We start from the raw sequence: 16,421 nt of genomic DNA, 5'->3' as shown, positions 1-16,421 counted from the left end.
CATTAACTGGGTTTGGCGCCCGATTCGCCGAATTCACGGTGATCGGACAGTGACTAGAGTTTGTGTCCATTGGCTTCTTTTGTGAGGTTTAAAAAATGGCCCGGATTGCAGGCACGGGCAATCTACTTAGGCAGTTACCGCTTGTCAACATTAAAAGAATTAATTTGTTGCTGGTTCAGGATTCATTCAGATAAGAGCCGCGCAGAAGTTGCAGTACATATAAGCCACTCATATGCCGCATAACACCACTAGTGTCAGATCGACCGTTGATTGACCCGTTGCGACAGTTCGTCGGCGCTTTCCTTGCGTTCCGAATAGCGGTCCACCAAGTCTGGTCGATCACGCAGTAGCAAAGTGAACTTTACCAACTCCTCCATCACGTCCACCACCCGGTCATACAGCGCCGAGGGCTTCATGCGGTCCTGGTCGTCGAACTCCATAAACGCCTTGGGCACCGACGACTGGTTGGGGATGGTGAACATGCGCATCCAGCGTCCGAGCACCCGCAGTTGGTTGACCGTATTGAAAGATTGTGAGCCTCCTGACACCTGCATCACCGCCAGTGTCTTGCCCTGGGTCGGGCGTACCGCGCCGAGGGCCAGGGGCACCCAGTCGATTTGTGCCTTGAACACCGCCGACATTGAGCCGTGGCGCTCTGGCGAGCACCAGACCTGGCCTTCGGACCATTGCATCAGTTCCAGCAGCTCCTGGACCTTAGGGTGGTCGCTGGGGGCATCGTCCGGCAGGGGCAGGCCCGAAGGGTTGAAGATGCGTGTGTCGGCGCCCAGGTGTTGCAGCAACCTGGCGGCTTCTTCCACCAGCAGTCGGCTGAAGGAGCGTGGACGGGTGGAGCCGTACAGCAACAGGATGCGCGGGCGGTTGTCGAGATCGCTGTTCAGGTGGCCAGACAACGTGGTGTTGAGATTGGGCAGGGTGTTCATGATGGACTCCAGTTACAACACGGCGATATGGTCGAGTTCGGCCTTAAGCTCAGGGGGGCTGAGGCTGGAGAAAGGCAACGCGAAAAAGGCCCGGCAGCGGGTTTCGATGGTTTCCAGGGTGGCGTGGAAGGCCGCATTGATGTGCGCTTCATCGCTGTTGAGGTCTGAAGGATCTTCCAGGCCCCAATGGGCCTTGATCGCCGGGCCGAAATACACCGGGCAGGTTTCACCAGCGGCCTTGTCACAGACAGTGATCACGATATCCGGCGGGCTGCCTTCGAAGGCTTCGTTGCCCTTGCTGTACAGGCCTTCGGTGCTGATCCCTGCGGCCTCTAAGGTACTGAGGCTGCGGGGCAGCACCTGCCCCTTGGGGAAACTGCCGGAACTGATGGCGTGAAAACCTTCCGGAGCCAGGTGGTTGAACAGCGCTTCAGACAGGATGCTGCGGCAGCTATTGGCGGTGCACATGAACAGCACTTTCATGACGGTTCTCCGTTAGATACTGAGGCGTAGAGCCAGGGCGGCGAGGGTGATCAACAGCACCGGCAGGGTCAGGACGATGCCGACCTTGAAGTAATAACCCCACGTGATATTGATGCCTTTGCGTGCAAGGATATGCAGCCAGAGCAGGGTGGCGAGGCTGCCGATAGGGGTGATTTTCGGGCCCAGGTCGCTGCCGATCACATTGGCGTAAATCATCGCCTCCTTGACCACGCCGACGGCGTGACTGGCCTCGATGGACAGCGCACCGATCAGCACCGTCGGCAGGTTGTTCATTGCCGATGACAGCAGTGCCGTCAGCAGCCCGGTGCCCAGTGCTGCGCCCCAGATGCCGTAGTGGGCGAAGGTGTTGAGCCAGGTCGCCAGGTAGTCGGTCAGCCCGGCGTTGCGCAAGCCGTAGACCACCAGATACATGCCCAGGGAGAAGATCACGATTTGCCACGGGGCTTCTTTCAACACCTTGCGGGTGGAGATCTTGTGGCCCTTGGCGGCGATCACCAGCAGCAGTACGGCGCAGACGGCGGAGATCGCGCTGATGGGAATGCCCAGGGGCTCCAGGGCGAAGCAGCCCACCAACAGAATGCCCAACACCCACCAGCCGGCGAGGAAGGTGGCGCGGTCATGGATCGCGGTTGCCGGGTCGGCAAGGTCGGCGGGGTCGTAAGCCTGGGGGATGTCTCGGCGGAAGAACCACAACAGCACCGCCAGGGTCGCGGCGACGCTGACAAGGTTTACCGGCACCATCACCGCGGCATATTGGTTGAAGCCGATCTTGAAGTAGTCCGCCGAGACGATGTTCACCAGGTTCGACACCACCAACGGCAGGCTGGCGGTGTCGGCGATAAAGCCCGCGCCCATGACGAACGCCAGGGTTGCCGCTGGCGAGAAGCGCAGCGCCAGGAGCATCGACATGACGATGGGCGTGAGGATCAGCGCCGCGCCATCATTGGCGAACAGCGCCGATACCAGGGCGCCCAGCAGCACCATATAGGCAAACAGCCGACGACCACGACCACGGCCCCAGCGGGCCACATGCAGCGCCGCCCAGGCAAAAAAGCCGGCTTCATCCAGCAATAGGCTGATGATGATCAGCGCGACGAACGTGCCGGTGGCGTTCCAGATTATGTGCCACACCACCGGGATATCCGTCAGGCTGATAGCGCCACAGGCGAGGGCCAGGATCGCGCCCATTGTGGCGCTCCAGCCGACGCCCAGGCCTTTGGGCTGCCAGATGACCAGGACGATAGTGAAGATAAAAATGGCAATTGCGACAAGCATGAAACGCTCTCCGAGAAGTCAGCAGCAGGCGCTGGCCCGTTGTGGTCTGTCGCCCATTGCGCCGAGACGCTGTGCATCCATGTGCAGCCAGGCTTCATTGGCTTGTAGCGTGGCTTCCAGCACCGTTGTCACCCATTGGGGTAACGCTGGATTGAGGCGGTAATAGATCCATTGGCCCTGGCGGCGGTCCAGCAACAGCCCGCAACTGCGCAGTTGCGCCAGATGGCGGGAGATTTTGGGCTGGCTGTCGTCCAGAGCATGGATCAGCTCACAGACGCAAAGTTCGCCTTCGCGCAGGATCAGAAGCGCAACACGTGCGCGGGTGGCATCGGCCAGGCATTTGAAGACACTGGGTGGGGAAAAGAGATCTGACATGGACAGGGCCTTTTCATATTCGATAATTCGAATATACGGATATCCATATGTGCAAGTCAAAAGATGTTTCTATTGACCCACGTCAACGGTGCTGGAGTCGATGACAAGTGCTTGAAATTAAAATGAAACACAAATGTCCTAAAGTGCCTGCCCATCGGTTATTAAGGAAGAAACAGTGTGACCCGTGCCACTCGAAACCTGCGCAAAACTCTTGATTCTGTTGCGGACAACAATGAAACCGCGGCCTTTGACCTGATGCGCGCGGTGGAAAAACTCGGTGATGAAGTGTTGCGCCAGCGCCTGCTGAACACCATCCACCGCCTCAATCAGGATGCTCACGAACTGCGCGAAGCGCGTGATGCGGTGGAGCGGGTGTCGGTCAAGCTTGCCTGAAGCCCACGCATCAGACCGGCTGTTGAGCAAGATCATTCAAGACAACCCGTCCCGCCGCTGCCATGCTTGTCGACTGTCTGTCGATGAGCCTGTTGTCCATGCCTACTGCCTTGCCTCACTACGCCTTTGCCCGTGGCGCGATCGCGATCATGCCCTTATCCCTGGCCTGTGCCCCTTGGGGGCTGCTGGCCGGTTCCACGGCGATTGATGCCCAGTTCACCCCATGGGAAGCCCAGGGCCTGTCCACCATTGTGTTTGCCGGTGCCGCGCAGTTGGTGGCCATCGGTATGGTCAAGAGCGGTGCCAGCCTGATTTCCATTTTGCTGACCACCTTGCTGCTGACCTCCCAGCATCTGCTCTACGGCATGCACCTGCGTCCAACCTTGTCGCCGCTCAAGGCCCGGTGGCGCATGAGCCTGGGCTTTCTCTTGACCGACGAGTTTTTCGCCCTGGTCAGCCAATATGACCGCCAGACCTTCAATCGCTGGTACGCCCTGGGCGTAGGGCTGACGTTCTACCTGATCTGGAACCTGTTTACCTTCGCCGGCATTGTGCTGGGCAAAAGCATTCCTGGCCTTGATCAACTGGGCCTGGAGTTTTCCATCGCTGCCACCTTTATTGCCTTGATCACTCCCGTGGTGCGTGATGTGCCGACGGTGGTTTGCTTGGCGGTGTCATTGCTGTGTTCGGTGCTGCTGAGCTACTGGCAGTGGGAGTCAGCAGTGGTGGTGGCTGGTCTGTTGGGGATGAGCGTGGGTTATGCCTGTAAACGCCTGGGAGTAGGGCAACAATGATCTTTGTGATGATTTTTGGCATGGGCCTGATCGTGTTCCTCAACCGCTACCTGTTCCTCGAGCCGCGTCTGCCGGTGCGCCTGAACCGTGGCGCGCGGGAGTTTCTCGGCTTTGCGGTGCCAGGCATGCTGACCGCCATTTGCGGCCCGATCATTTTCCTGGCCGACCACAAGCTTAATCTGAGCCTGGGCAATCCCTACCTGCTGGCCGGAGTGTGCGCGGTGGCGCTGATGTTCTGGACCCGCAGCGTGTTGATCACGGTGTTGCTGAGCATGGCGCTGTTTTACCTGTTTCGCTGGTTGCTCTGAGCGCCCATCGCAGGCAAAAAAAGCCCGCGGGAGGGCGGGCAGAAGGGAGGCTTCTAAAAATGAGCCTGCCCAATATAGAGGGCGAAGTCTCCCATTACAGTGAAACAAACTTCATCTGCAAGACAGGTTGACGATAGCTTTCATTCGCCCATGCAGGCGAAAAGCTGATGGTCGTCGATGAGTCAGAGTCAGGAATGCCGCCCGAGCGAGCGGCAGAGTTGTATCAGTTTTTCGCGTTGAGTTTGCGCAGTTCGTCGTAAGTCGCCGACTGGACGAACCAGAAGCCGGAGATGATGCACCAAATCAGGGTGCCGCCTATCAAGGCGCCCAAACCTGCCAGAAAGCTCTGGCTGAACATCACCACCAGGCCTGTGATCCACAGGAACGCCAGTGCGATGTAGAGAACGGTATTGTTAACGCCGATGACGAAATCTTTCATGAGGCTTCCTTTCTAGGTAGTGTCCCGCTGGCCTCATCAGTGAGGTCCAGCGTCGGCATCATAATGCCATACCTTACGTGCATGCCACCTTGACCGCAGGTGATGCACCCATTGTTCAACAGGAGAACCCCATGATTGTTACCACCACCCACACCATCGCCGGGCGTGAGATCGTCGAGTACCTCGACATTGTCAGCGCCGAATCGGTACAAGGCATTAATGTGGTACGAGATCTGTTTGCCGGAATGCGGGATTTTTTCGGGGGGCGCTCGCAAACGCTTGAGCGGGCGTTGAAGGAAGCGCGCATCCAGGCCACCGACGAAATCAAGCAGCGGGCGCATAGCCTGCAAGCGGATGCGGTGGTAGGTCTGGATTTTGAGATCAGCATGCCCGGCGGCGGACGCGGGGCGATGCTGGTGGTGTTTGTTACCGGGACGGCAGTGAAGCTGAAATAACCCCGGTTACTTCTTGTTGGCCTGGGCCTCGGCCGCCAGGCATTCCAAAGCGAACTGCTCGGTGTAGCTCATCTGGATCGGGGTGGTTTCGCCCTTGACCGTGCGCTCGCCGTCGAGGATGTAGCGGATGCGCTTGTCGGTGACGCCGATGCGCTTGGCAATCCACGAAGGTGTTTGGCCGATGCGGCTGATCAGCTTGTCGGCATAGTCGGTGGATGGGTTGTAGAGTTCGGCGTTGGGTGTCATTGGTTTTCCGGATAAAAGCGGGTTCACAAGTAGGCGACAGGGTGACGCAATAATCACTCGGTGTCGCCTGCTATGTCCGCACCAATGGTAGAGTCGCGTTTTTTCCAAGGAAGTAATGGCATGCGGATGGTGGTAATAGGCGCTTTGGTACTGGCATCACTGGCCGGTTGCGCGGGCTCAAAGATGAAAGACGCGCGCTCTGCCGCGCCTTACAAAACCCTGGCTTCGGACAAGGCCGCCCTGGTGGTTGCCCAATGCATCCAGTTTGGCTGGCAGGATGAGTCCGTATTTGGCGTCGATGCCGGTGGGTTCATGGAACCTGCCGAAGGCGGCGGCCACACGGTCTACACCACCGGTGGCGATTACTTTGTCGACGTGCGCGGCGCGGGCAACGCCACTACCGTCAACTATTACGCAGCCGAGGACAACTGGGCCGCCAAGCGTCGCCTTGCGGCCCTGGCGACTTGTCTGTAAGACATTGCCTTAGAATTCTTCAGAAATGCCCGGCGGACACACCTCGGGCATTGCCTTAATATGCCCGCGCTCGCCCGGCGCCCTGGCTCTTTACCAGTACAAGGAAGTCGAGGCCAACGTCGGGTGGGCATCTGTTTCTTAAAGCCGCACTTAGCGCGGCATGTATCCCAGGTGCCAGCGTCGGGGAATCTTCAGCGACACCAGTCCCAGCAGAGCTGACAGCAAACCGCTGACCAACAGCGCACGAATGCCCATCTGCTGCTGCAGCAAGGCACCGATTACCGCACCCACAAACATGCCTGCCCAGGGAACCAGTTGCACTCGCCAGCCGTTCCTGCGCTCACCCAGCATCCAGCGCCCCAGCCCCCGGCCGAAACGCGACAACGCGCCGGTCACATAAGTCAGACCCACCGGCAAGCCGTTGACCTCTTCCACAGCGGCATTGAGCATGCCCATGGCGATGATCGCCGCCAGCAAGGCCGGCAGTTGATCGGCAAACGGCCACGCCGCCGCCCCACACAGCAGCGTGGCGATGCACAGCAACAGCGGCAAGGCGTGACGCTTGCTGACCCGGCTGAGGATCACACCCAAGGCATTGCCCGCGACAAACGTCGCCACCAGCAGCGTCAGGCGTGCGGTCAGGCCAAGGTCGCCTTCACTGATTGCCACCGCCAGGCGCGTGGTGTTGCCGCTCATGAACGAGACAAAGTCGCCGCTGGCCATGAATCCGATGGCGTCGGTCATGCCCGCCAGCACCGACAGGCTGGCCACCAGCATCATCCCGACACGGCCGCGCCATTTGTGCCGCTGCAGAAGGGCCGCATTGGCGTAAGGTTTGAGGGCGGAGGGCAGCACAGGCTTAGGTTCCTTGATGAGATTATCCGGCCACTACCGTAGGACGCTTTGATCCAGACTGCAATGACCTAGCTCACTTCAAAGTGCCAGCCATCAGCGTGCCAACTCAAACGATGGGTCGGGTTGAGTGCAGCGAGAAACACTTCGTCGTGGGAGACCGCAACCATCGCCCCGGTAAAATCCTGCAATGCTTGTTCGAAAGCGATCACTGATTCCAGGTCCAGGTGGTTAGTGGGCTCGTCCAATAGCAGCAGTTGCGCCGGCTTCTCTCGCCACAAGGCGACCGCCATCGCGGCCTTGAGTCGCTCCCCACCGCTGAGGTTGCCCACCGGTTGCGTCACCCGCAAGGCGTCCAGTTGCAGCAGTGCCAGGCGCGTGCGCAACTCGCCTTCTGTCAGCGGCGTATCGAGCCGTTGCAGATGCTCGACAATCGAGAGCGTATCGTCCAGTAGCGCCAGCCGCTGATCGATATAGGCACTGGGCACATGAACCCTGTATTCGCCGCTCAGCGGTTGCAATTGACCTGCCAGCAGCTTGAGCAAGGTGGATTTGCCGCAGCCATTGGGGCCGCTCACCGCCACGCGCATCGGGCCGATCAGGTTGAAACTCAGGTAAGTGGTCGGTGCGTGGGCATCGAGCCAGGGCAACCGTGCCTGGTCCAGGGATAACACTTGGCGCCCGTTTGGCAGCGTGGTCCCCGGCAGGGATAGTAACGTTGGTGTCTCGTCTACCACCCGCGCGTGAGCCTGGCGCACGCGCTCATTGAGCTCATTCTTGTGCTGTACTTGGGCACTACGCGCAGTGCTGACGATTTCATTGGCGGCACCTTTCCAGCGTGACCGGGTGAGCGGGTCGACATTGGCGGTTTCTGCGTGCTTGCGGGCGCTGGCGGCGTGGCGCTGGACGCTGTCATGGTCTTTTTTCAGGCGTTTGCGTTCGCGGCTGCGGTCCAGGCGAGCATGTTCGAGGGCGGCCTGGGCGGCGTGCCGTTCGGTCTCGCGCTGCGCGCAAAAATCATCGTAGTTGCCGCTGTAGACCTGCGTGCCCAGGGGTGACAGTTCGATGATCCGCTCCAGAGTATTGAGCAACTGCCGATCATGGCTGACCACGATCAGGCCTGCGCGCCAGTCGCTCAAGGTCTTGAGTAGCCAGTCGCGGCCAGCGCTGTCCAGATGGTTGGTGGGTTCGTCGAGAATCAGCAACTGCGGTTGGGACAAGAGCGCGCCGATCACCGCGACCCTGGCCAGTTGGCCGCCGCTGAGTTGCTCGGCCGGGTCTTCAACGTCGACCTCGGATAAATCCGCCCCATCCAATGCCTTGCGCAGGCGCTCGGCCAGGTCCCAGCGGTCGTCGACCAAGTCCAGGTCCTCGGCCGTCGCTTCACCCTTGGCCAGGCGCTGAAGGGCCGTGAGGACGTCGGCGCAGCGAGTCAGTTGGGCAACGGTTTGGCCGGGAAAGAGGGAAACCGTTTGTGGGACATAGGCCAGCCTGGCCGAAGACTTAAGCAGGCCGGAAGAGGGCATGAGCAAACCCGCAATCAATCGCGCGAGGACGCTTTTGCCCATGCCATTACGGCCGACAATCCCGGTGGGTGTGTGATCGAAAGTTAAGGTCAGGTCTTGCAGCAAGGTTTCGCCATTGGCGAACTGGAAACCCACGCGATGCAAAGAAACAAGTACAGGCAGCCGGTTGACGTCAGTCATCAGCACCTCCAAAAAATGTGGGGCAAGCCAACAAGCGCGCCAGGCGGCTCGTTGCGATTACATTTTGGAAGGCTTAGTTGTTCACGTCGGCGGTCGTCCTGCGATCAGAAAGGACCAACAGGGTAACGCACTTGGGTTTTTTCCTACAAGTGCATAGGTATCTACACAACGTTTGATGGTTAGCGGATTCCCTGTGGCGAGCGGGCTTGCCCGCTCTGGGCTGCGTAGCAGCCCCAGTAAGATCACTGCGGTCTTTCTGATAGATCATAGAGACCGGCCAGGGAGTGCTCCGCACTCCAACGCGGCGATCCGAAAACCCCGCTCGCCACAGGTTATGAGTTGTCCGTTTTACGCCAGCACCGCCACCGCCTTGATTTGCGCCCACAACGCCTGGCCTGGATGCAGTTGCAACTGGTCCCGCGAGAAGCGGGTGATGCGCGCCAGCAACGGCGTACCTGCCGCGTCGAGCCGCACCAATACATGGGCACTGTTATCGGCAGGGATTTCTTGGGTCACGGTCACCGGCAGTCGATTGAGGATACTGCTGTGTTCCTCAGGCTGCAGGCTGAGGCTGACATCCCGGGCCTGGACTTTAAAGCGCAGGTGCTTGCCCAGGTCCAGCGGCGTATGGGCGACGCGTACCTGCAACTGGCTGTCGGGCAGTTGCAGGGTGAGCAACTGGTAGTGGCCGTCATAGGCGCTGACTGTGCCGTTGATCACCACCCCAGCATCGTCGCCAAGGGCCAGCGGCAGGTCGAGGCGGGCCAAGGTTTCGCCGATGGGGCCGCTGGCCAGGGCCTTGCCGTCGCTGAGCAGGACAATGTGATCGGCCAGCCTCGCCACTTCATCCTGGGCGTGGCTGACGTACAACACCGGAATCTCCAACTGGTCATGCAAGCGTTCCAGGTAGGGCAGGATCTCGCTCTTGCGTTTGCTGTCCAGGGCCGCCAAGGGCTCGTCCATCAACAGCAGGCGCGGGCTGGTGAGCAGGGCGCGGGCGATGCCGACCCGTTGGCGTTCGCCGCCAGACAAATGTTGGGGATGACGGTCGAGCAGGTGGCCGATGCCCAACAGTTCTGTGGCCTGGGCCATGTCCACTCGTCGTTGTGACCGGGGGATGCGTTTGAGGCCGAACTCCAGGTTGGCCAGCACCGACAAATGCGGGAACAGGCTGGCTTCCTGGAATACATAGCCGAGGGCGCGTTTATGGGGCGGGACAAATAACCCTTTGCGGCTGTCCTGCCACACCTCATCGTTGATCTGGATAAATCCATCTTCGGCCCGTTCCAGCCCGGCAATACAACGCAAACAGGTAGTTTTACCGGAGCCGGAATGCCCGTAAAGCGCGGTCACCCCACGGCCAGGCAACTGCAGATCAAGATCCAGGGAAAAATCGGAATAGCTCAGTTGCAGGCGTACTTCAATCATCGACATCAACTCCAGCCTGCTTTGGTTTTACGGCTGGAGTAGAGCGCCAGCAACACCAGGAAAGAAAACACCACCATCGCCCCGGCGAGCCAATGGGCCTGCATGTACTCCATGGCTTCGACATGATCGTAGATCTGTACTGAGACCACCCGGGTCTTGTCGGGGATATTGCCGCCGATCATCAGCACCACGCCGAACTCGCCGACGGTATGGGCAAAACCGAGAATCGAGGCGGTGATAAAGCCCGGACGGGCCAGGGGCAGGATTACGCTGAAAAAAGTGTCCCAGGGATTGGCCCGCAAGGTCGCGGCCACTTCCAGCGGACGGGTGCCGATGGCGCAGAAGGCGTTCTGCAACGGCTGCACCACGAAAGGCATCGAGTAGATTACCGAGCCAATCACCAGGCCAGCAAAGCTGAAGGTCAAGGTGCCCAGGCCCAGCCATTGGGTGAACTGGCCGACATAGCCATTGGGGCCCATGGTCAGCAGCAGGTAGAAGCCAATCACCGTCGGCGGCAATACCAGCGGCAGGGCGACCACTGCACCAATGGGGCCGCGCCACCAGGAGCGGGTGCGCGACAGCCACAAGGCAATCGGCGTGCCGATGATCAACAGAATGGCAGTGGTCAGCGACGCCAGTTTCAGGGTCAGCCAGATTGCGGAAAAGTCGGCACTCGATAGGGGCATTTACAGGTGGTAACCGTAGGATTTAATAACGGCAGCGGCTTTCGGCCCTTTGAGGTAGTCAACCAGTGCCTTGGCAGCCGGGTTGTCCTTGCCTTTGTTGAGGATCACCGCGTCTTGTTTGATCGGGTCGTGCATGCTTTCTGGAACGATCCAGGCCGAGCCACTGCTGACTTTGCCGTCTTTATAGATCTGCGACAAGGCAACAAAGCCCACTTCGGCATTGCCGGTGGACACAAACTGATAGGCCTGGGTGATGTTCTGACCTTCGACGAGCTTGTCCTTGACCTTGTCGGTCAGGCCCAGCTTGGCCAGCACCCGGGTAGCGGCGAGACCGTAAGGCGCGGCTTTGGGGTTGGCGATGGACAGGTGCTTGTAGTCATTTTTCTTCAGTACGTCACCCTTGGCATCGACATAACCTTCCTTGGCCGACCACAGCGCCAAGGTACCGACGGCGTAAGTGAAGCGCGAACCCTTAACGGTATCGCCTTCGCTTTCGAGTTTTTGCGGGGTGGTGTCGTCGGCGCTGAGGAGCACCTCAAACGGCGCGCCGTTCTTGATTTGGGCATAGAACTGGCCGGTGGCACCGTAGGCGGCGACCAGTTTGTGGCCAGTGTCTTTTTCGAAGTCGGCGGCAATTGCCTGGATTGGCGCGGTGAAGTTGGCGGCCACGGCCACCTGGACTTCATCGGCCTGGGCCGAGCCGAAGGCAAAGAGGGCGATAAACGTTGCGAGGGTGGACGGGGCCAGGCGTGAAGCGCGAATCATCATGAAGCAGCTCCTGTGGCGGCTTGTTATAGGCAGAGGGCTAATCGCTATGTAGCGGAATATATAGCGGTTAGCCATCGGCGGTACAGTGCCACGTTGCCCCAGGACAGTGTGTTGATGACCTCCCTGCGAGGGTGATTTCAGGTTCTGCCGAGCTTCTCCAAGGTTTGGTGGGCCAGTTCCAGGGTTAGGTTGTAGGTGGAGATGTCTTTACCCAGGCGCAACGCCTGGCCCGCCCACAGGTTACTGAAGCCCGCTTCATCCCTGGCCCGTAGCGGCATCAGTGCGCCGCCGGACAGTGGGAAGGCCGGCGCCGTCGGGTTGATCGCCCCCAGTTCGCGCATCACTCGGTTGATGATGCCGCGCGCCGGGCGCCCGGTGAACAGGTTGGTCAGCGCCGTTTCGCTGGCCTGGGCGGTACGCAAGACATGGTGGTGCGATGGCGTGACATTGGCCTCGGGTGTGAACAGGTACGCTGTACCCATCTGCACCGCCGACGCACCAAGGGCGAAAGCGGCAACAATGCCCCGGGCATCACCGATCCCGCCGGCGGCAATCACCGGCACGCTGACGGCATCGACGATCTGCGGCACCAGGGCCATGGTGCCGATCTGGCTGCTGAGGTCTGCGCTAAGGAACATCCCGCGATGACCGCCTGCTTCAAAGCCCATGGCGATGATCGCATCGCAGCCGTGCTGCTCAAGCCAGATGGCTTCTTCCACCGTGGTGGCTGATGACAGCACTTTCGCGCCGGTGGCCTTGACTCGATCCATCAGGGCTTTTTCCGGCAGGCCAAAGTGAAAACTGACGACTTCTGGACGGAATTCTTCCACCACTTGGCAGGCGGCATCGTCGAAGGGCGCGCGGTTGGACACGGGTGTCGGCGCCTCAAAGTCAGCGCCCAGCTCGCGGTAGTAAGGTTCCAGCAGGTTTTTCCACTCAGCGTCGCGCTCGGCATCGGGTGCGGGCGGCTTGTGGCAAAAGAAGTTGACGTTCAGCGGCGTTGAGCTGTGTTGCCGAATGGCGGTCAGCGCTTCACGCAGTTGTTCGATGCTCAGCGCTGCGGCTGGCATCGAGCCCAGCGCGCCGGCCTTGTTGGCTGCAATGACCATGGCCGGGCCAGTGGCGCCAGCCATGGGCGCCTGGATGATCGGCAGTTCGATGCCAAGCAGGTCGAGAATTCGGGTGTCTGGCCAGGTGCTCATGGGTTACTTCTCCAGCGTTGAAACACTTAGGAATGGCTACGGGTTGCTTTTAGCAGGGGTAGATAGCGTAAGGCCAGTCTGTATTACTTACTGGACGAGCCCGGCCTTTCGTGCGGGGTTGTATGGGGTGGGATCAGTCGTTGACCTGCCCAAGTGCCTCAAGGGCGAGTGATCAGCTTTCTGCCGTGCTTTCCCGCTCCAGCAACTGCCGCTTGCGCTCAACCCCCCAACGATACCCTGACAGGTTGCCATCGCTGCGCACCACGCGATGGCAGGGAATTGCCACCGCCAGGCTGTTGGCGCCACAGGCCTGGGCCACGGCGCGAAAGGAGGTCGGTGCGCCGATACGCTTGGCAATCTCTGCGTAACTGGCGGTGCTGCCCACAGGGATCTCTCGCAAGGCTTGCCAGACCCGTTCCTGGAAGGCAGTGCCGCGTAAATCCAGGGGCAAGTCCAGGCCCAGCGCCGGCGCTTCGATAAAGCCCACCACTTGGGCAATCAGTTGTTCGAAGTCACGGTCCGCGCCAATGAGATACGCGCGGGGAAATTGATCCTGCAGGTCGCGCAACAGCTTGTCCGGATCATCCCCGAGCAGAATTGCGCAAACCCCTCGATTGCTCTGCGCCACCACAATTGCCCCCAGCGAGCATTGGCCAACGGCGAAGCGGATATCGCTGTTAGTGCCGCCGGCCTTGTAGTCGCTGGGTTTCATGCCGAGCAACCGGTCGGCTGATTCGTAGAAGCGACTGTTGGAGTTGAAGCCCGCGTCGTACAACGCATCGGTCACCGACTGACGATCCTTGAGGCCTTCTCGCACTTTGCGTGAGCGATGGGCGCTGGCGTATCCCTTGGGGGTCAGGCCGGTGACGGTCTTGAACACGCGGTGAAAGTGGAAGGGGCTCAAGCCGGCGAGGCTGGCCAGGGTTTCCAGGCTTGGGAGGTTCTCGGCCTGCTCGATATGTCGGCAGGCGGTTGCCACCAGTTGGGCGTGGCGCTGGGCAATTTGGGTTTGATCCCCTGAGGCGCGTTTGCTTGGGCGATAACCGGCGGCTTCGGCTTGTTGTGGCGTGTCGAAGAACTCGACGTTTTCCGGGCGCGGCAGGCGCGAGGCACTGCTGGGGCGGCAATATACACCGGTGGTTTTTACGCCGTAGACAAACGCCAGGTCAGCCTTGGGGTCGCGGGCGACAATCGCGGCCCAGCGCGGGTCTTGTTCAATGGTCATGGGCGACGGCTCGGCAGGAAACAGAGGGCAGGATAGTCGTTGTGATCAACCGTGGCACTCCGATGCTTGCGGTCAAATTCGAAGCCCTCAACCCGCTGTGCGAAACGTCAGGTTGATGCGTTGGGGGCCCATGACTGCATGCAGGCCTTCGTTGATTGGCATTACCCCGTGAAAGCGCAGGCGATCCACGCCGCCCCAGACCACCACGTCGCCATGGAACAGCGAAACCTTTTGCGTCTTGTCACTGCGCTCATGGCCGCCAAACAGAAACACTGCAGGCAACCCCAGAGAAACTGAGACCACGGGTGCCGTGTAGCAGCGTTCGTTCTTGTCCTGGTGCAGGGACATCTTGGCCCCCGGCACATAGCGGTTGATCAGGCAGGCGTCCGGCATAAAGCCGTCGAATCCTGCGTCTGCCGCTGCCATCACCGCCAGTTCGCGTAGCGTTGCTGGCAACTGCGGCCAGGGTTGCTGGCGAGTAGGGTCGATGGTTGTGTAGCGGTAGCCTGTAGGGTCAGTGGTCCAGCCCAGGTCGCCACAACTGCTGAGAGCGGCCGACATGGTAAAGCCGCCTGGAGTGACCATTTGCCGAAACGGTGACTGGGCCAACACGGCCCGGAGTTCGGGCAGCAGGCGCTCGACCCAGGGCAGGGCATAACCCCTGAGGACGTAGGATTGTTCACCGATTTGTTCGCGGCCTGCGGGTTGTTGCAACGCTTCGTCGGCAAACAGGTCTGCGGTAGGGCCGGGAATCGGCTTACTGCGCATCGTGAAAAATCACTCCCAAGGTATGACGCTTGCCACTGTGCGGCAGCGGGTAATGGCCGCTGAGCTCGTTGCATTCGCTTGCATCCAGCCGTCCTGGAGTCAGGGCATTGCCCTGTAGATCTAGACGGCGTTCGATTGCGTGCCAGTCAAGCTTGGCCAAGCGGTCTTGCAATGGGGGCGGGTGGATGAGGACGGCATCGGCGAATTCCTGTGGCAGCGGTTGAGTGCTGCCAGTCTAGGAAGTCGCCAAGTGTGTGGCACTCCGATGCTTGCGCTCGAATTACAGGGCCTTGCTGACTTTTATATCGCTGATTACATCGTCGGCAGCGTGAATCTTGGCCAAGGCTTGCTTGGCCTCTTCGACACTGCCGGATGCCAATTGGGCGAATTCAAAGCGCGGTTGGCCGTCGAGCTTGTACTTGATGACGTATTTGATGGTTTGATTCACGGTCTTTCCTGTCGGCAAGAGTTGCGCAATCAGCTCAGTTTGGAGTTGGTGCGGCGAACAATGCGAATTTTGTGGGACAAGGTTGGCACGCGGGTGACGCTGATGGCCCTGCGGTTGACGGTGTCCAGGGTGATGTTCCAGAAACCGGTGCTTGGTGCGGTGATCTTGGCCGGAAACTTGTCGAATGCGCCGCCATGGTAAGTATGGCGGCCACCGTTCTTGAAACTGCGAAAATTCGCATCGCTCATCAGACGGATATTACAAATCTGCGAGCATTCGATGACGACAATGTCCCCTTCGTTAAGGTGCTCGCGCTGGTGGATGAATTTCATGAGGTGTCTCCAGAAGGGCTTTTTCTGAAAAATCAGAATGATACGTAGGTTAAGATGGAGTTTATCAGCCCCAGCACGTTTAATATCGGGTCGTCGTCGGCGTCTTCGACAATTTAAAACAGTTATTTACCGAGTTATCAGGGATAAATCCTCCGTGGGCGGGAGAAAAATACCATCCCCGCTGTCGTAGGGTCTTTATCGGAGGTTTTGTATGAAGTGGAGTGTATTGGTTCTGGCCTTGGCGATAGGTGGGTGTGCTTCGGTTTCAGACATCAAGCAAACACCGCCAACCTTGGCGGTCATCTCCGGCAAGAAACCGCAGGAATATGCGGCGTGTGTTGTACAGAAACTGTCATCGACCCGCAGACCGTCACAGATCGAACCCCACAAGGAAGGTGTTCGGGTGATCGTGCCGCAGAAGTTTTCTGCTGATCCGTCTGCCATTTTTGAAATCGAAGACCGCTCCAGCGGCAGCAGTATCAAGCTCTACGAGAGTATGTCGAATGTCCCGATTCGTCCGGGTGATGTGAAGAAAGCTGCGGAAGAATGCATTTCCGGTTGAGCCTGCAAGGCCGCCTATACGCTATCGAATCCGATTTGAAGAGCCTGACCTGCTGATGCAGTGTCAGGTTTTTTTTGTCTGTTGTTTGTAGGTCGTTTCTACTGATTATCGATTTACGATTACTTTTCCTGCCGCTTGAGGTGTTGTGGCGGTTAGCTCATTGACCTACCATTTGTAGGCTTATGCCTTATGGGACTAAGCATATAACTATAAAAATGGAGTCGTGATGATATCTCTGGA

22 protein-coding genes are annotated in these 16,421 nt (G+C 59.3%); 6 read left to right on the top strand and 16 right to left on the bottom strand.

Going from position 1 to position 16,421, the window contains the following annotated elements; genetic code table 11:
- Positions 1-254 precede the first annotated feature (254 nt).
- From arsH to ACZRKZ_RS07065, 4 genes are read right to left on the bottom strand one after another with little or no spacing between them, the layout of a single operon-like run.
- Positions 255-944 (bottom strand): arsenical resistance protein ArsH, encoded by a 690-nt coding sequence (gene arsH, locus ACZRKZ_RS07080; protein WP_463981462.1) that lies wholly within the window; start codon positions 942-944, stop codon positions 255-257.
- A gap of 9 nt (positions 945-953) precedes the next feature.
- Positions 954-1,424 (bottom strand): arsenate reductase ArsC, encoded by a 471-nt coding sequence (locus tag ACZRKZ_RS07075; protein WP_463981174.1) that lies wholly within the window; start codon positions 1,422-1,424, stop codon positions 954-956.
- 12 nt (positions 1,425-1,436) lie between these two features.
- On the bottom strand, positions 1,437-2,720 hold the full coding sequence (locus tag ACZRKZ_RS07070; RefSeq protein WP_463981173.1) for an arsenic transporter: 1,284 nt from the start codon (positions 2,718-2,720) through the stop codon (positions 1,437-1,439).
- 18 nt (positions 2,721-2,738) lie between these two features.
- Entirely contained in the window at positions 2,739-3,095 is a 357-nt protein-coding gene (locus ACZRKZ_RS07065) for a metalloregulator ArsR/SmtB family transcription factor (RefSeq protein WP_463968617.1), read from the bottom strand.
- Positions 3,096-3,272: 177 nt separating this feature from the next.
- On the opposite strand from ACZRKZ_RS07065, the gene ACZRKZ_RS07060 reads away from it, so the two are divergent.
- From ACZRKZ_RS07060 to ACZRKZ_RS07050, 3 genes are all read left to right on the top strand, one after another.
- Positions 3,273-3,488, top strand: a complete 216-nt coding sequence (locus ACZRKZ_RS07060; RefSeq protein WP_463968616.1) for a hypothetical protein — start codon at positions 3,273-3,275, stop codon at positions 3,486-3,488.
- Positions 3,489-3,586: 98 nt separating this feature from the next.
- Complete coding sequence (locus ACZRKZ_RS07055; protein ID WP_463981461.1) at positions 3,587-4,282, top strand: AzlC family ABC transporter permease; 696 nt, start codon at positions 3,587-3,589, stop codon at positions 4,280-4,282.
- On the top strand, positions 4,279-4,590 hold the full coding sequence (locus ACZRKZ_RS07050; RefSeq protein ID WP_133102697.1) for an AzlD domain-containing protein: 312 nt from the start codon (positions 4,279-4,281) through the stop codon (positions 4,588-4,590). The genes ACZRKZ_RS07055 and ACZRKZ_RS07050 overlap by 4 nt, the downstream gene beginning before the upstream one ends.
- A gap of 223 nt (positions 4,591-4,813) precedes the next feature.
- On the opposite strand, the gene ACZRKZ_RS07045 is transcribed toward ACZRKZ_RS07050, so the two are convergent.
- A complete protein-coding gene (locus tag ACZRKZ_RS07045) occupies positions 4,814-5,029 on the bottom strand; it encodes a hypothetical protein (protein WP_133102696.1) in 216 nt (71 codons plus the stop codon).
- Positions 5,030-5,160: 131 nt separating this feature from the next.
- Between ACZRKZ_RS07045 and ACZRKZ_RS07040 the strand changes: the two genes are divergently transcribed.
- Positions 5,161-5,484 (top strand): YbjQ family protein, encoded by a 324-nt coding sequence (locus tag ACZRKZ_RS07040; protein WP_463968614.1) that lies wholly within the window; start codon positions 5,161-5,163, stop codon positions 5,482-5,484.
- Between the two features lie 6 nt (positions 5,485-5,490).
- Here the strand turns inward: ACZRKZ_RS07040 and ACZRKZ_RS07035 are convergent, their stop codons facing one another.
- Entirely contained in the window at positions 5,491-5,730 is a 240-nt protein-coding gene (locus tag ACZRKZ_RS07035) for a hypothetical protein (RefSeq protein WP_133102694.1), read from the bottom strand.
- Between the two features lie 120 nt (positions 5,731-5,850).
- Between ACZRKZ_RS07035 and ACZRKZ_RS07030 the strand changes: the two genes are divergently transcribed.
- Positions 5,851-6,204: a hypothetical protein gene (locus tag ACZRKZ_RS07030; protein WP_149414467.1), complete on the top strand. Its 354-nt coding sequence runs from the start codon at positions 5,851-5,853 to the stop codon at positions 6,202-6,204.
- A 150-nt stretch (positions 6,205-6,354) separates the two neighbouring features.
- Here ACZRKZ_RS07030 and ACZRKZ_RS07025 read toward each other — a convergent pair whose 3' ends face one another.
- The 10 genes from ACZRKZ_RS07025 to ACZRKZ_RS06980 all read right to left on the bottom strand — a co-directional run bounded on the left by ACZRKZ_RS07025 (position 6,355) and on the right by ACZRKZ_RS06980 (position 15,619).
- Entirely contained in the window at positions 6,355-7,059 is a 705-nt protein-coding gene (locus ACZRKZ_RS07025; RefSeq protein WP_463968613.1) for a YoaK family protein, read from the bottom strand.
- A gap of 68 nt (positions 7,060-7,127) precedes the next feature.
- Positions 7,128-8,762, bottom strand: a complete 1,635-nt coding sequence (locus tag ACZRKZ_RS07020) for an ABC-F family ATP-binding cassette domain-containing protein (RefSeq protein WP_463981172.1) — start codon at positions 8,760-8,762, stop codon at positions 7,128-7,130.
- 348 nt (positions 8,763-9,110) lie between these two features.
- A complete protein-coding gene (gene modC, locus ACZRKZ_RS07015; protein WP_463981171.1) occupies positions 9,111-10,196 on the bottom strand; it encodes a molybdenum ABC transporter ATP-binding protein in 1,086 nt (361 codons plus the stop codon).
- Positions 10,196-10,876, bottom strand: coding sequence for a molybdate ABC transporter permease subunit (gene modB / locus ACZRKZ_RS07010; protein ID WP_463968609.1), 681 nt, complete (start codon positions 10,874-10,876; stop codon positions 10,196-10,198). Before modB ends, modC begins: the two co-directional genes overlap by 1 nt.
- Positions 10,877-11,644 carry a molybdate ABC transporter substrate-binding protein gene (gene modA / locus ACZRKZ_RS07005; RefSeq protein WP_463981170.1) on the bottom strand — a complete coding sequence of 256 codons (768 nt, stop codon included), beginning with the start codon at positions 11,642-11,644 and terminating at the stop codon, positions 10,877-10,879.
- Between the two features lie 137 nt (positions 11,645-11,781).
- The gene (locus ACZRKZ_RS07000; RefSeq protein WP_463981169.1) at positions 11,782-12,846 is read right to left on the bottom strand and encodes an NAD(P)H-dependent flavin oxidoreductase; all 1,065 of its coding nucleotides are present in this window, start codon (positions 12,844-12,846) and stop codon (positions 11,782-11,784) included.
- A 172-nt stretch (positions 12,847-13,018) separates the two neighbouring features.
- Positions 13,019-14,071 carry a bifunctional DNA-binding transcriptional regulator/O6-methylguanine-DNA methyltransferase Ada gene (ada, locus tag ACZRKZ_RS06995; protein WP_463981168.1) on the bottom strand — a complete coding sequence of 351 codons (1,053 nt, stop codon included), beginning with the start codon at positions 14,069-14,071 and terminating at the stop codon, positions 13,019-13,021.
- Between the two features lie 87 nt (positions 14,072-14,158).
- On the bottom strand, positions 14,159-14,824 hold the full coding sequence (alkB, locus tag ACZRKZ_RS06990) for a DNA oxidative demethylase AlkB (RefSeq protein WP_463981460.1): 666 nt from the start codon (positions 14,822-14,824) through the stop codon (positions 14,159-14,161).
- A gap of 295 nt (positions 14,825-15,119) precedes the next feature.
- Complete coding sequence (locus ACZRKZ_RS06985) at positions 15,120-15,287, bottom strand: hypothetical protein (protein ID WP_463981167.1); 168 nt, start codon at positions 15,285-15,287, stop codon at positions 15,120-15,122.
- Between the two features lie 29 nt (positions 15,288-15,316).
- Complete coding sequence (locus tag ACZRKZ_RS06980; RefSeq protein ID WP_133102683.1) at positions 15,317-15,619, bottom strand: DUF1883 domain-containing protein; 303 nt, start codon at positions 15,617-15,619, stop codon at positions 15,317-15,319.
- Between the two features lie 211 nt (positions 15,620-15,830).
- Here ACZRKZ_RS06980 and ACZRKZ_RS06975 point away from each other — a divergent pair, with 211 nt between their 5' ends.
- On the top strand, positions 15,831-16,181 hold the full coding sequence (locus ACZRKZ_RS06975) for a hypothetical protein (RefSeq protein ID WP_149414659.1): 351 nt from the start codon (positions 15,831-15,833) through the stop codon (positions 16,179-16,181).
- The last annotated feature ends 240 nt before the right edge of the window (positions 16,182-16,421 follow it).

Source organism: Pseudomonas sp. c313, assembly GCF_055407145.1.
This window is presented reverse-complemented; position numbering and strand designations above follow the sequence as displayed.

What these genes read in the sequence shown, in the direction of transcription:
- ACZRKZ_RS07075 (WP_463981174.1), bottom strand. Translation starts at nt 1,424, where the DNA reads ATGAAAGTGCTGTTCATGTGCACCGCCAATAGCTGCCGCAGCATCCTG.
- ACZRKZ_RS07070 (WP_463981173.1), bottom strand. Translation starts at nt 2,720, where the DNA reads ATGCTTGTCGCAATTGCCATTTTTATCTTCACTATCGTCCTGGTCATC.
- ACZRKZ_RS07065 (WP_463968617.1), bottom strand. Translation starts at nt 3,095, where the DNA reads ATGTCAGATCTCTTTTCCCCACCCAGTGTCTTCAAATGCCTGGCCGAT.
- ACZRKZ_RS07055 (WP_463981461.1), top strand. Translation starts at nt 3,587, where the DNA reads ATGCCTACTGCCTTGCCTCACTACGCCTTTGCCCGTGGCGCGATCGCG.
- ACZRKZ_RS07050 (WP_133102697.1), top strand. Translation starts at nt 4,279, where the DNA reads ATGATCTTTGTGATGATTTTTGGCATGGGCCTGATCGTGTTCCTCAAC.
- ACZRKZ_RS07045 (WP_133102696.1), bottom strand. Translation starts at nt 5,029, where the DNA reads ATGAAAGATTTCGTCATCGGCGTTAACAATACCGTTCTCTACATCGCA.
- ACZRKZ_RS07040 (WP_463968614.1), top strand. Translation starts at nt 5,161, where the DNA reads ATGATTGTTACCACCACCCACACCATCGCCGGGCGTGAGATCGTCGAG.
- ACZRKZ_RS07035 (WP_133102694.1), bottom strand. Translation starts at nt 5,730, where the DNA reads ATGACACCCAACGCCGAACTCTACAACCCATCCACCGACTATGCCGAC.
- ACZRKZ_RS07030 (WP_149414467.1), top strand. Translation starts at nt 5,851, where the DNA reads ATGCGGATGGTGGTAATAGGCGCTTTGGTACTGGCATCACTGGCCGGT.
- ACZRKZ_RS07020 (WP_463981172.1), bottom strand. Translation starts at nt 8,762, where the DNA reads ATGACTGACGTCAACCGGCTGCCTGTACTTGTTTCTTTGCATCGCGTG.
- modC (WP_463981171.1), bottom strand. Translation starts at nt 10,196, where the DNA reads ATGTCGATGATTGAAGTACGCCTGCAACTGAGCTATTCCGATTTTTCC.
- modB (WP_463968609.1), bottom strand. Translation starts at nt 10,876, where the DNA reads ATGCCCCTATCGAGTGCCGACTTTTCCGCAATCTGGCTGACCCTGAAA.
- modA (WP_463981170.1), bottom strand. Translation starts at nt 11,644, where the DNA reads ATGATGATTCGCGCTTCACGCCTGGCCCCGTCCACCCTCGCAACGTTT.
- ACZRKZ_RS07000 (WP_463981169.1), bottom strand. Translation starts at nt 12,846, where the DNA reads ATGAGCACCTGGCCAGACACCCGAATTCTCGACCTGCTTGGCATCGAA.
- ada (WP_463981168.1), bottom strand. Translation starts at nt 14,071, where the DNA reads ATGACCATTGAACAAGACCCGCGCTGGGCCGCGATTGTCGCCCGCGAC.
- ACZRKZ_RS06980 (WP_133102683.1), bottom strand. Translation starts at nt 15,619, where the DNA reads ATGAAATTCATCCACCAGCGCGAGCACCTTAACGAAGGGGACATTGTC.
- ACZRKZ_RS06975 (WP_149414659.1), top strand. Translation starts at nt 15,831, where the DNA reads ATGAAGTGGAGTGTATTGGTTCTGGCCTTGGCGATAGGTGGGTGTGCT.